Raw genomic sequence first — 12,666 nt, 5'->3', positions numbered from 1 at the left:
GCTGGCCGGTGAGGGCGGTGGTGATTCCCCCGGAAGGCCTCCCCTCCCCGCTCGGGCAGCCGCTGTGGGCGTTCTCACAGCGGGGCGTCGATGTGGAGATCCATTTCGACGGGGCGTCGGCGCTCATCGCGGTGGGAGAGGGAGACGTCTCCGTCGTGGTGGTGCCGCTGAGCCTGCCTGGCGTGGAGATCGCCCACTTCATCTCCGCGGTCAGGGGCTATGCGGGGGTTCCTGTTCTCGTGGGCCTCTCGGGTGACCAGGATCCGGGCATGGTCGTGGCAGCCCTGGACGCCGGGGCGCAGGGCCTGATCTCGTTTCCCCTCTCATCGTCGGAACTGTGCGATCACCTACGAGGCATCGGGGTCAGTGGCCCCGGTCGGGTCGTCACCGGCGCGGCAGCGGCGCTGCATCCGGAGGCCTCGGCGCTGAAACTGGGCGATCAGATGGTGACGCTCAGCCCCAAAGACTTCCAACTGCTGGAAGTGCTTGTGCGCAACTCGCCACATACCGTCCCCACTGATGCGCTGCAGGCGGTGCTCGGCTCCAGCAGGGTCGACGCGGTGGTGGCGGTGCGGGTCGCGATCGGGCGCCTCCGCCGTCGGCTCCTGGCTCACGGCGTGGAAGCGGACGACGCCGTGCAGTCGGTGCGCGGGGTCGGGTACCGCTGGGTGGATCCCACGCCGCTGGGCTGATCGAGCCTGTTTCAGAGGCTCGTGATCAGGTCGTGGACCCGCCGCTGAAGGTCGTCACGAATGGCGCGCACACGGTCGGGAGGTTGGCCGCTGGGGTCGTCGATGTCCCAGTTCAGGTAGCGGCGCCCCGGGTACACGGGGCACGAGTCGCCGCACCCCATGGTGATCACGACGTCGCTGGCCAGCACCACCTCGTCGGTCAGCGGCTTGGGGAACTCTTGCAGCATGTCGATACCGATCTCCGCCATCGCCGCGATCACCGCCGGGTTCACCCGCGCGGCCGGCTTCGTGCCTGCGGTTCGCACGTGTACCTGCTCCGCAGCCTCACGGCGGAGGAAGGCAGCGGCCATCTGTGATCGACCGGCGTTGTGGGTGCAGACGAACAACACTTCGGGCACACCGGAGGCGACCCGGCCTTCCACCACTGCGAGGGCTGACAGTCGATCGGCGGCGAACTTCTCCGTCATAGGCAGGATGTGAGTCCGGATTCGTGCGCGGGCGGAGAGACGTGTGTAGCTGTCGGCCACGAGACGGCTGACGGTCTCGCGCGAGAAGCTGGCGGCGAACCGGTAGGCCAACCGGTCCACCACCCTTGCCAGCGCCGGAGGCAGCGTCTCGTCGTCGGGCGATGGGTGGTTGTCTGCGGCGCGCACAGTCAGGAACCGCCCGAAGTGGATCAGCGCCTCGGCCGTGGGGTTGAAACCGAGGCTTTGAGTGCGCGACTGCTCGGCCAGACCGCGATCGATGAGGGTGCCGAGGTGTCGCTCAACTTCGTTGGACGGCAGGTCGGTGGCAGCCGAGAGTTCCTCCACCGCGAGTGGTATCTCGCTGGCGGCGATGTGGCTGAGCACCATCACCAGGTCTGGGTTGACCAGTGCTGCCAGTTGGGCCGCTCGGCGCTCGGCGTCGGCTGGCCCCAGCGGCGTCCCGTGGCTGCGCGGTGGCTGGGTCACGTCAACCGAGGAGATCGGAGACTGATTCGCGGCGCTCAGCCCGGATGGAGTACCAGACCTGGCGGCCGCGTCGTTCTCTGGTGAGCAGACCACCATCGTGCATCAATGACATGTGGTGGCTGATGGTGGCCGCACTGAGGTCGAGGGCCTCCGCCAGATCCGTCACGCAGGACTCCTTGGACTCGCTGCCATGCAACATCGACAGCAACTGAAGGCGGGTCGGATCCGCGATCACCCGAAGCGTCTGCGACAGTTCTATGGCTTCCGCCCGCGTCAACGGACGCCGGGCAGCGCCACTCGCCTGTCTCGCTGCACCCTGAATCGACACCACGCAATCACCCTACCTGGGTATCCCGCCAGCGCCACGAGTGTCGACGCGGACGTTGTGACTGCATTCGCTGGCTCTGGGCGAAGGGGGTGCTCGGTGGCACGATGAGCTATGACGATCATGACCCCGCAGCAGTTCCAGGAAGCCGGCGGCACCGGGGACTGGCGGGCCCTGAACGCCGGTGCCGACGCGTGGTTCGATACCCGTTCGCACCTCGGTGGCGCCGTGCTCGTGCGGCGAGTAGCTGATCTCGCCGAGGCCGCCGGGCACCATCCCGACATCGACGTGCGGGCATCGGGCGTCCACCTTCGGCTGTTCAGCCACGACGTGGGCCAGCTCAGCGAACGCGACGTCTCCCTCGCCCGGCAGATCTCGGCCGCGGCCGCTGACCTCGGCCTACGCGCTGACCCGGCAGCGGTGCAGCGCATGCAGATCGCGATCGACGCCACCGTCGCAGCGACGCTCGCGCCGTTCTGGCAGGCCGCTTTCCGCTTCGATCGCGTCGCGGATGACCGGCTGGCTGACCCGCTGGGCCGCCAACCGCGGCTCTGGTTCCAGGGGATGGACCCGCCCCGGCCGTTGCGCAACCGGATTCATCTCGACGCGGGCACCCCGTGGGACCTGGTGGCACAGAGGACAACTGCGCTACGGGCCGCCGGCGGACGGATCACCTACGAGAACCAGTCACGGTGGGTACGTCTTCCACGGCACAAGGGTGACCGGCCTCACCTTGGCCTATAGGTTGTCAGGAGGAAACCTCCGAGCGGTGCAGGCAATCGCTGGCCACACCTCACCCAAGATGGCCTTGCGCTACCAGCGGGCCGAGATGGACTACCTGGCTGCCGTAGCGGCCAATGTGTCGACCATGATCGAGGGCCGGTCGGTCCAGTAGCTGGGGTTCAACCGGCTCGAGTGAAGGACAAGCTGAGGCAGTCCGCCTCCGGCCTTTCTGAGTCTGAGCAGCGCCTGCGGATCGCGGTGGACCCGAGGTGATCTTGATGGACGGGCCGTGCTCGGCCCCGGTCACGATCTCGACGGAGGATCTGATGAGGCCCCCTCAGACCCTCCGGCCGGAAGACCTAGGCTGGGCGGGACGAAGGAGGACTAAATGATCGAAGAGACCCGTCGCCCCGCCGCTGTGCAGGTGTCCCGCTTGAGTCATCTGAGTTTCGAGGCCCGCAATGAGCGCGGGGGGACTCTACCTATCGGGAGCGGCGATAGCAGCGATTTCACTCCGGTGGAGCTGTTGATGGCGGCGATCGCCGGCTGCGGCGCGATCGATGTGGATCTGATCACGCATCGTCGCTCCGAGCCGGACGTGTTCAATGTCGATGTCACGGCCTCGAAGGTCAAGGACTCCACCGGGAACCGGCTGGAGGACATCGAGGTGACTTTCCGGGTCGTCTTCCCGGAGGGCGAGAATGGGGATCGCGCACGCCTCCTGCTGGGGCGCGGTATCCAGCAGGCGCATGATCGGCTGTGCACGGTGTCGCGGACCATCGAGCTCGGCACCCCTGTCACCATGAAGGGCTCCGACGTCTGAGGCGCGATGTCGTCCGCCTGCGGCGAAATCGATCTCCCACAAGGAATGATTCTGCCTCCGCGGATGTTGGCAGTCGTGCGAGGCGAAGCTCGCGAGCCATACCGGAAGGACCTTTTGATGAATCACCCACGTCACATCGTGCGAGCCCTGGCAGGGATGTTGGCCGCCGGCCTCATGCTGACGGGGTGCGCCAGTCCTTCCGGTGACGAGACCCCCAGCGTCGGATCGTCGTCCGTGGACGGTGCGCCAGCCGCGTTCGATGCGGAGGCTTTGATCGAGATCGGGTCCCTGTACGAGCCCAGCAACCTCAGCAACGTCGATGCGGGCGGTCAGGGTGTCACCGAGGCCCTCAACGGCAACGTGTACGAGTCGCTGATCAAGCTCAACGACGACGGCTCGCTGACCAACCTGTTGGCCGAGGACTACCAGGTCAGCGACGACGGCCTCACCTACACCTTCACCCTCCGGGAGGGGGTCACCTTCCACTCTGGCAGGGAGCTCACCTCAGCCGATGTGAAGGCCAGCTTCGAGCGCGTCACCTCCGAGGCGTCGCAGGCGGCACGCAAGAGCAGCTACGCCGTCGTCGAGTCCGTGGCCACCCCGGACGACCAGACGGTCGAGTTCACGCTGAAGAACCGCTCCATCTCGTTTCCCTACCTCATGGCCTACGTGTGGATCGTCAACCCTGACCTCGCCGATGCCAAGGTCGAAGCCGACGGCACCGGTCCCTATGTGTTCGACGAGTGGCAGCGCGGCAGCACCCTCAGCATCGTCCGCAACGACGACTACTGGGGCGAGCCGGCGAAGAACGCGCGCGCCACGTTCCACTACTTCACCGACGCGAGCGCGGAGTCGAACGCGCTGCTGACCGGAGAGATCGATCTGGTCACCACGATCCAGAGCCCCGACGCCCTGACCCCGTTCGAGGGCAGCGACGATTTCCAGATCAGCGAGGGCACCTCCACCACCAAGGAACTCCTGGCGTTCAACGACCGCGTGGCCCCGTTCGGCGACGCCCGCGTCCGTCGCGCCGTGTACTCCGCCGTCGACCGCGAAAAGCTGCTGGAGTCCATCTGGGCGGGCCGCGGCCAGCTCATCGGCTCCATGGTGCCCCCCACGGACCCGTGGTACGAGGACCTGACCTCCCTCAACCCGTACGACCCGGAGCTGTCCAAGCAGCTGCTCGACGAGGCGGGCCTGGCCGACGGGTTCACGTTCACGCTGCAGACGCCCAACTACGACCCGCACCCGGCCGTGGCCGAGTTCCTGAAGTCGGAACTCGCGAAGGTGGGCATCACCGTCGACATCAAGGTGATCACGGCCGACGAGTGGTACTCCGTGGTGTTCAAGGAGCGTGCGTTCGAGGCGACCCTTCAGGAGCATGTCAACGACCGCGACGTGGTCTGGTACGGCAACCCGGACTTCTACTGGGGCTACGACAACGCCGACGTTCAGCGACTCGTGGGCGAGGCCGAACAGGCCGCCACCCCCGAGGAGCAGACCGCCAAGCTCAAGGAGGCCAACACCATCATCGCCACCGAGGCGGCCAGCAACTGGCTCTACCTCTATCCGCAGATCGTGGTGGCGAGCAGCGAGGTGTCTGGGTTCCCGGTCAACGGTCTGAACTCGCAGTTCTACGTGTACAACATCACCAAGGCCTGAGTAGTTCTAGGCATCACAACACGGGAGGGCGGTGTGCCGGAGCATGGGTAGTTACCTGGCCCGGCGCGCCGCTTTCCTGCTGATGTCGTTGGTTCTGGCGATGCTGCTGATCTTCGTCCTGCTGCGGCTCTTGCCCGGCGACCCCGCCAACGCCCTTCTGTCGGTCGACGCGACCCCGGAGCAGATCGAGGCCGCGCAACAGCAGGTGGGCTCCAACCTTCCCGTCCACGAACAGCTAGTGCGGTGGGTCGGAGACGTGATGCGACTCGACCTGGGCACCTCGTTCATCTCCGGCACCCCCGTGCTGCCCGACATCGTTTCCCGGTTGGAGGTGACTCTGCCGCTGACCTTGATCTCCTTCGTCATCTCCGTCATGCTCGCCAGCGGGATCGGGTACGTCGCCGCGGCTCGGTCGCACACGCGGCTCGGCGTCGCCGTGACCGCTGTGGCGCAGCTCGGCATCGCGGTGCCCGTCTTCTGGATCGGGATCCTGCTCGTGTGGCTGTTCGCGTTGGAGCTTCGGTTGTTCCCCTCCGGGGGGTTCCCTCGCGAGGGCTGGGCGGACCCGCTCGCGGCGCTGCGCTCCCTCTTCCTACCGGCCACCACGATCGTGATCGTCATGACCGCCTCGCTGGTGCGCTACGTCCGGTCGGCCACCCTCGATGTCCTGGAGAGCGACTACCTCCGCAACGCGCAGGCGTTGGGCAGCGGCTTCGGCGAGGCGTTCCTGCGCCACGGGGTCCGCAACGCCTCGGTGCCCGTCATCTCGATCCTGGGGATCGAGCTCGCGTCCACACTGCTGGGCGCCGTCGTGGTGGAGAGCGTGTTCACGCTGCCCGGGTTGGGGAGCATGCTGACCAAAGCCATCGCCCAGCACGACTATCCCAGCATCCAGGGGATCCTCCTGGTGACAACGTTCTTCGTGCTGATCGTCGGTTTCGCGGCCGACGTGGCCCAGCGCTTCGTCGATCCGCGACTGCGGTCCAGCCTCTCCGGGGCGCACGCGTGAGCGCCGGGATCGAGATCCGCAGCGCACTCCCGGAGCCGATCGCCCCGGCCCCGGCTCGACGGCGGGGGCTGCCGGTGAGCCTCCTGATCGGCCTGGTGCTACTGGCGGCAGTGGGGATCATCGGCGTCGTCTCGCTCCTTTGGCTGCCTTACGACCTGGCCGACACCACCGGCGGACGCCTCGAACCACCCGGACCTAATCACTGGTTGGGCACGGACAAGCTCGGCCGCGACACCGCCAGCTTCGTCATGGTGGGCACGAGGATTGCACTGACGGTCGGTCTCAGCAGCATGGCGATCGCGATGGCGATCGGCGTCATCGTCGGCCTGATCGCCGCGTTCGCCACCGGCTGGGTTGACGACGTGCAGTCCTCTCTCCTGGACGTGGTGATCGCCTTTCCCACCCTGCTGCTCGCGATGTTGATCGGCGCCATGCAGGGCGCCAGCCTGACCTCGGCGGTGGTCTCGATCGGATTGGCAGCCTCGGCGGTGGTGGCGCGACTCACCCGCATCCTGGCCAAAGGGCTGCTGCGGCGGCAGTTCGTCACCGCTGCCCGCACGTCGGGCACCAGTTGGCTGCGTATCGTGTTCATCCACCTGCTGCCCAACATGTGGCCCACGCTCGTGGTGACCGCCGCGCTCATCTTCGGCACCGCCGTCCTCGCGGAAGCGAGCCTCTCGTACCTCGGACTGGGGGTCCCACCACCGAACTCGTCGCTGGGCCGCCTGCTGCAGGGCGCGCAGAGCACCGTGCTGACCGCCCCGTGGGGCGCCGTCGCACCGGGCGTGGTCATCCTGGTGATCGTGCTGGGGGCGAACTCGTTGGCCGACGGCCTACGCGAACGTTTCGATCCGACCCGACGGGAGCGCAGATGAGCATCGAGGTCGAGGACCTCACCATCACGGTCGCGGGATCCGGCAAGCGCGTCGTCGACGCCATCTCGTTCAGCCTCGACCCGGGCGAACGGGTCGGGATCATCGGCGAGTCAGGCTCCGGGAAGTCGGTCACCACCTTGGCGTTGCTCGGCCTGCTGCCCCGGTCACTGACGGCCTCAGGATCCGTTCGCGTCGACGGCACCCAGATCGTCGGAGCCTCCAAGAAGCAGTTGCTGGGGATCCGGGGACGCCGGATGGCGAAGATCTTCCAGGACCCCTCAACCGCGCTCGACCCCCTCACCCGAGTCGGCGAACTCATCGCCGAGCCCCTCAGGCGGCACCAAGGCTTGCGTGGACACGCTGTGAAGGGCGCCGTCGAGCGGGCGTTGGCGGAGGTAGCGCTACCCGACACCGAGCGGCTGTTGCGGGCGTTCCCCCACGAAATCTCTGGCGGACAGAGGCAGCGCGTCGCCATCGCGATGGCTCTGGCCTGCCGCCCGGCGATGCTGATCGCCGACGAACCGACCACCGCCCTCGACGTCACCGTCCAGGCGGAGATCCTCGACCTCATCCGTCGACTCTGTGTCGATCATGGGATGGGGCTGGTGTTCGTCTCCCACGACATCGCCGTGGTCTCACAGACCGTCAGCCGCGCCCTGGTCATGCAGGGCGGCCAGATCGTTGAACGGGGTCCGATCGATCAGATCGTCCACGCACCGACCGACCTGTACACGCGCCGGCTCGTCGGCAGCGCCCGCGCACTCGACGAGGCACTGACCACGGGGAGGGTCTCGTGACCACGCCATTACTGCTGGCCTTCGAGTCCGTCGGCTTCACCTACCACGGCGCCACCGACCCCGCCCTCAACCGCGTCACTTTCGCGCTGCCCCGCGGCGAAAGCCTCGGGATCGTCGGCGAGTCGGGCTCAGGCAAATCCACCGCACTGAAACTGCTGCTCGCGCTCCACCCGCCCACCGTCGGCCGCGTCCTCTTCAACGGGGCGGAGCTGAATGTGCGGGACCGCCGCCAGGTGCGGGAGCTGCGCCAAACGGTTCAGCCCGTGTTCCAGGACCCCTACGCCTCACTGGACCCCAGGATGCGCGTCGACAGGATCGTCGCCGAGCCGCTGGTGTCGCTGGGCATCGGCGGATCGTCGGCCGATCGGCGTGCCCGGGTGGCGGCCGCGATCGAGGAGGTGGGCCTGGACGTCGACACCCTCGCCCGCTACCCCCACGAGTTCTCCGGAGGCCAACGGCAACGGATCGCCATCGCCCGGGCCCTGGTCACGGACCCAGCCGTCCTGGTGGCCGACGAGCCGGTCAGCGCCCTGGACGTCACCACCCGCATCGAGGTGATCGACTTGCTGGCCCGACTCCGCCGCGAGCGACAGTTGAGCATCGTGATGGTCTCCCACGACATGAGCGTGGTCGCGGCGCTGTGCGACACCACACTGGTCCTCAAAGACGGCACGGTCATCGAGACGGGAGAGACGATGTCGATCCTGAATGACCCACACGAGGCGTACACGCGACAACTGATCAGCGCGATCCCTCGACTCCCGGCCTCCCCTGCTTCTGGCCGATGATGAGGGGGGCCTTGCCGAGCGGGGTGCGGGCAGGTTCCTGAACCGGGGTGATTTCGAAGTGGATATCGTCGCTGACTTCTGCGGATGTGAGTGCGGCTCTGAGTCTGCGGGTGATCTGGTCGAGGTCCACCTGTTGGTCAGGGTCGACGATTCGTACCGTGATCCCCTCGGTGGTTTGTTGGACCTGCCAGCCGTGGATGGCTAGCGGTTCGAGGGCGTCGTGGAACCGGCCAGGCTGAATCAGCTCCGGTTCTCCGGTTCGGCTGTGCATGCGGAGGGTCGCTTCGGTGCGGCCGGCGACTGTCCAGGCACCGGAACGGCAGTCCACACGCGCAGGGTTCGGTGGCCAGCCGGATCGAGTCGGTCAATTCGTAGCGGATCAGTGGGAGGGTGCGGCTGAAGAGGACGGTGGCCAGGAGGCGGTCGGCCCCGTGGCGCCGTGGTACCAGACGGATGGATGCCGTGGGGAGCGGCGCTTCTGGTCACTGGTACCCCCTTGCCTTGGGCGTTCGCTTGGTTTGTGTGGTGGGGTCGGAGCCTTCGCCGCGGCCAAGGTTCAGTGGCGGTGCCCGCCGCCTGGGCGGCCGTGCATGAGCAGCATCATGCCTGCGCAGAGGAGGCCGCCGATCAGCGCGCCTCCGCCGCCTCCGCTGAACAGGGACCACAGGCCGAACCCGATCAACGGTAGGCACATCAGGAGCATGTGCCACATGTGGCCACCATGGCCTTGGTGCTGCTGGGCGGGTCCGGTGGCCGCGGGTGGGGCGTCGGGGCCGGTGTCGGTGGGGCGGTGGTGGCTGTGGAGGCTCATGAGCCGGTTCCTCTCGTTCGGGTGCTGCTTCCACTGTGCGGGGGCCGGATTCAGATCCGATCCGCGGCCGGTCAACCTCTGATCAAGAACGGTTCAGCTGCGGACGAGGCGGGCGATGGCTGTGGAGGCCTCGGCGACCTTGGCGTCGCGGTAGGCGGGATCTGCTGACTGGATGGCCTGGGTGAGGCAGTGCTGGAGGTGGTTGCCGACCAGGTCCAGGGCGACTGAGCGCAGCGAGCCGGTGACTGCTGAGGTCTGGGTGAGGATCTCGATGCAGTTGGCGTCCTGGTCGACCATGCGGGCGATGCCACGGATGTGGCCTTCGATCACCGCGAGTTGGCCGATGAGTTCCTGACGCTGTGGGTTGCTGGTCATGTGTCCTGGACCTGGTCTGGTTCGGCGCCTAGTGGTGGTGGTGCGGGGCGGGGGTGTGGGTGGGCTCGTGGGGGTGCTCGGCCGGGGCGTGGGGGTGTCCGTAGCGGGCGGGGTCGGCGTCGAAGGCTTCGGCGCAGTGGGTGGAGCAGAAGTAGATCGTGGTCTCGCCGATGGTGCGGGTGGCGGCCGCGGTGGCGGGCTTGACCTTCATGCCGCAGACGGGATCGATCTGGGCGGTGGCGGTGGTCTTCTTGCCGAACATGGGGGTGTCCTTTCCGGTGGTGTGGTGCTGGGTGGTGGGGGTTTCGCCGCCGATTTCGACGACGGGGGTGACGGGGGTGACGGGGGTGGGGGTCTGGTCGATGGGGTGTGGTGCCCAGCGGCGGAGCCGGTTGGCGTTGGTGACCACCGACAGTGAGGACAGCGCCATGGCCGCGGCGGCGACCATGGGGCTGAGCAGGATCCCGAAGAACGGGTAGAGCAAACCTGCGGCGATGGGGATGCCGAGGGTGTTGTACAGGAACGCGAACACCAGGTTCTGTTTGATGTTGCGCATAGTGGCCCGCGACAGGTCAACGGCGGTGACCACCCCTGACAGGGCGCCGGAGATCAGGGTGATGTCGGAGGATTCGATGGCTACGTCGGTGCCGGTGCCGATCGCGGAGCCGACGTCTGCCTGCGCGAGGGCGGGGGCGTCGTTGATGCCGTCGCCGACCATTCCGACGATCTTGCCTTCGTCCTGGAGGCGTCGGACCTCGGCGGCCTTGTGGGCGGGCATCACTTCGGCGACCACGCGACGGATCCCGACCTGGGAGGCGATCGCGGCGGCGGTTGCCCGGTTGTCGCCAGTCATCATGATGACCTCGATGCCGCGTGCCTGGAGGGCCGCGACCGCGGCGGGGGAGCCGTCCTTGATGGTGTCGGCGACCGCCACGATTCCCGCGGGGAGCCCGTCGACGGCCACCAGCATCGGCGTCTTGCCCCCTGCTGCGAGCGCGTCATGCAGCGGCCGCAGCGTGTCGGTACTGATGCCATTTTCGTCGAGAAGTCGCCGGTTGCCGACCAGGACGTCGTGGCCGTCGACGTGGCCGCGGACGCCTTGCCCGGTGACCGAGTCGAAGTCGGTGACCTCGCCCAGGGTGAGACCGCGGTCGGTGGCGCCGGTCACGATCGCCGCCGCCAGGGGGTGCTCGGAGCTGTTCTCGATAGCGGCGACCCAGCCGAGGAGCTGGTTCTCATCGAACGCTGCCACGGTGGCGACGTCGGTGAGGGTCGGTACACCCTTGGTGATGGTGCCGGTCTTATCGAGGATGATCGCGTCAAGCTTGTGCGCGGTTTCCAGTGCTTCAGCGGAGCGGATCAGGATGCCGTGTTCGGCTCCCTTGCCGGTGCCCACGGTGATCGACATCGGGGTCGCGAGCCCCAAGGCGCAGGGGCAGGCGATGATCAGGACCGAGACCGCGGCGACGAGCGCGAACACGAACACCGGCGGGGGACCCACCAGCAGCCAGATCGCCAGCGTCCACACCGCGATGATGATCACGACCGGGACGAAGTAGCTGGAGACCTTGTCCACCAGGCGTTGGATGGGGGCCTTCGAGCCCTGGGCCTCACGGACCAGTTTGATGATCTGGGCGAGCATGGTGTCGGAGCCGACCTTGGTGGCGACATATCGCAGTGCCCCGGTGGCGTTGATGGTGGCGCCGATGATGGTGTCGCCGACGGTCTTGGCCGCAGGGATGGATTCGCCGGTCACCATCGACTCGTCGACAGCGGAGGATCCGTGGATCACTTCACCGTCGACGGGCATCTTCTCCCCGGGACGGATCACGATCACATCGCCGACGACGACGTCCTCGACCGGGATCTCCAGTTCGGTGTCGTCGCGCAGGACCCGCGCGGTGCGGGGCTGGAGGCCGATCAGCTTACGGATGGCCTCACCGGTGCCGGCCTTGGCTTTGGTTTCCAGGAGACGGCCGAGCAGGATCAACGTGATGATCACCCCGACGGCTTCGAAGTACACCTGCCGCAACTCCTCAGGCAGGAGGCCGGGGGCGAAGGTGACCACCAGGCTGTAACCGAACGCCGCGACAGTGCCCAGCGTGATCAGCGAGTTCATGTCCGCGGTGCGGTGCGACAAGGCCCGCCACCCGACGCGGTGGATCGGCCACCCCGACCACAGCATCACCGGCGCAATCAACGCCAACTGCAACCACGGACTCATCAAGATCTCAGGCACCCAGGTGGCGCCGAACAGTTCGACGGCCATCACCGCGATCAGCGCCGGGGCTGTGAGGATCGCGCCGATGGTCACCCGCCGGGTCAGGTCCCCGATCTCCGCGGCCCGCTCCGCCTCATCGTCATCGGCGCCGTCGGTCGACAGACCCGTCGCCGCCGGGGAGGCGGTCGTCTGCGCATGATGCTCCGGTGCGGTGAGGGGGGCTGGTGCGGTGTGGGGGTCGCCGGTGACGCGGATCAGACCGGAGACCATGTTCATGCCGCATGCGAAGCGGAACTCGCCGGCCTCCGTGGGCGTGAACTCGACGGCGGTGGTGCGGTACGCGGGAAGGCTCGCGTTGACCTTGAAGTCCGACATCACAACTCGCGAGGTGCACTCACCGCCCTCTCGGCGGTCGAACATGATCCGCACCGGCATCCCGGGACGCACCCCCTCGATCACGCCGGGGTTGTAGCCCCCGTCGACGGTCACATCGACCACCTGAACACCGTCCTCGATGCGGACTTTCCCGGCCCGTTTCGGGCCAAAGAAGAACCACAACAGCAGCCCGGTCAGGACCACCGCCCCACCTATGACCAGCCAGAGCATCACAAT

15 protein-coding genes are annotated in these 12,666 nt (G+C 67.4%); 9 read left to right on the top strand and 6 right to left on the bottom strand.

Translation table 11 applies throughout. From position 1 onward, the window contains the following. Positions 1–20 precede the first annotated feature (20 nt). Entirely contained in the window at positions 21–692 is a 672-nt protein-coding gene (locus H5398_RS17700; RefSeq protein WP_182799198.1) for a winged helix-turn-helix domain-containing protein, read from the top strand. Positions 693–703: 11 nt separating this feature from the next. Here H5398_RS17700 and H5398_RS04870 read toward each other — a convergent pair whose 3' ends face one another. Then, complete coding sequence (locus H5398_RS04870; RefSeq protein ID WP_182799197.1) at positions 704–1,645, bottom strand: three-helix bundle dimerization domain-containing protein; 942 nt, start codon at positions 1,643–1,645, stop codon at positions 704–706. 1 nt (position 1,646) lies between these two features. After that, complete coding sequence (locus H5398_RS04865; RefSeq protein WP_370586058.1) at positions 1,647–1,973, bottom strand: metalloregulator ArsR/SmtB family transcription factor; 327 nt, start codon at positions 1,971–1,973, stop codon at positions 1,647–1,649. A gap of 111 nt (positions 1,974–2,084) precedes the next feature. Between H5398_RS04865 and H5398_RS04860 the strand changes: the two genes are divergently transcribed. The 8 genes from H5398_RS04860 (at position 2,085) to H5398_RS04830 (ending at position 8,647) form a co-directional block, all read left to right on the top strand. Continuing rightward, positions 2,085–2,714 carry a 4a-hydroxytetrahydrobiopterin dehydratase gene (locus tag H5398_RS04860; protein ID WP_182799195.1) on the top strand — a complete coding sequence of 210 codons (630 nt, stop codon included), beginning with the start codon at positions 2,085–2,087 and terminating at the stop codon, positions 2,712–2,714. Positions 2,715–2,739: 25 nt separating this feature from the next. After that, the gene (locus H5398_RS17185) at positions 2,740–2,865 is read left to right on the top strand and encodes a hypothetical protein (protein WP_255443536.1); all 126 of its coding nucleotides are present in this window, start codon (positions 2,740–2,742) and stop codon (positions 2,863–2,865) included. Between the two features lie 216 nt (positions 2,866–3,081). Then, complete coding sequence (locus tag H5398_RS04855; RefSeq protein ID WP_182799194.1) at positions 3,082–3,516, top strand: OsmC family protein; 435 nt, start codon at positions 3,082–3,084, stop codon at positions 3,514–3,516. 117 nt (positions 3,517–3,633) lie between these two features. Further along, a complete protein-coding gene (locus tag H5398_RS04850) occupies positions 3,634–5,178 on the top strand; it encodes an ABC transporter substrate-binding protein (protein ID WP_220489130.1) in 1,545 nt (514 codons plus the stop codon). A gap of 43 nt (positions 5,179–5,221) precedes the next feature. After that, positions 5,222–6,187, top strand: coding sequence for an ABC transporter permease (locus H5398_RS04845; protein ID WP_182799193.1), 966 nt, complete (start codon positions 5,222–5,224; stop codon positions 6,185–6,187). Then, entirely contained in the window at positions 6,184–7,062 is an 879-nt protein-coding gene (locus H5398_RS04840; protein WP_217652162.1) for an ABC transporter permease, read from the top strand. Before H5398_RS04845 ends, H5398_RS04840 begins: the two co-directional genes overlap by 4 nt. Continuing rightward, on the top strand, positions 7,059–7,859 hold the full coding sequence (locus H5398_RS04835) for an ABC transporter ATP-binding protein (RefSeq protein ID WP_182799192.1): 801 nt from the start codon (positions 7,059–7,061) through the stop codon (positions 7,857–7,859). The genes H5398_RS04840 and H5398_RS04835 overlap by 4 nt, the downstream gene beginning before the upstream one ends. Beyond that, positions 7,856–8,647 carry an ABC transporter ATP-binding protein gene (locus H5398_RS04830; protein ID WP_182799191.1) on the top strand — a complete coding sequence of 264 codons (792 nt, stop codon included), beginning with the start codon at positions 7,856–7,858 and terminating at the stop codon, positions 8,645–8,647. Before H5398_RS04835 ends, H5398_RS04830 begins: the two co-directional genes overlap by 4 nt. On the opposite strand, the gene H5398_RS04825 is transcribed toward H5398_RS04830, so the two are convergent. From H5398_RS04825 to H5398_RS04810, 4 genes are all read right to left on the bottom strand, one after another. After that, positions 8,601–8,918 (bottom strand): hypothetical protein, encoded by a 318-nt coding sequence (locus tag H5398_RS04825; protein ID WP_182799190.1) that lies wholly within the window; start codon positions 8,916–8,918, stop codon positions 8,601–8,603. The two genes, H5398_RS04830 and H5398_RS04825, sit on opposite strands and share 47 nt — an antisense overlap. 285 nt (positions 8,919–9,203) lie before the next feature. Next, a complete protein-coding gene (locus tag H5398_RS04820; protein WP_182799189.1) occupies positions 9,204–9,458 on the bottom strand; it encodes a hypothetical protein in 255 nt (84 codons plus the stop codon). Positions 9,459–9,551: 93 nt separating this feature from the next. Further along, positions 9,552–9,833 carry a metal-sensitive transcriptional regulator gene (locus H5398_RS04815; RefSeq protein ID WP_182799188.1) on the bottom strand — a complete coding sequence of 94 codons (282 nt, stop codon included), beginning with the start codon at positions 9,831–9,833 and terminating at the stop codon, positions 9,552–9,554. Positions 9,834–9,861: 28 nt separating this feature from the next. After that, the gene (locus H5398_RS04810; RefSeq protein WP_182799286.1) at positions 9,862–12,660 is read right to left on the bottom strand and encodes a heavy metal translocating P-type ATPase; all 2,799 of its coding nucleotides are present in this window, start codon (positions 12,658–12,660) and stop codon (positions 9,862–9,864) included. Positions 12,661–12,666: the final 6 nt, after the last annotated feature.

This window comes from Tessaracoccus sp. MC1679 (assembly GCF_014164775.1).
Taxonomy (GTDB): domain Bacteria; phylum Actinomycetota; class Actinomycetes; order Propionibacteriales; family Propionibacteriaceae; genus Arachnia.
Note: the sequence above shows the minus strand (reverse complement) of the source record. Positions and strands in the feature narration are given on the sequence as shown.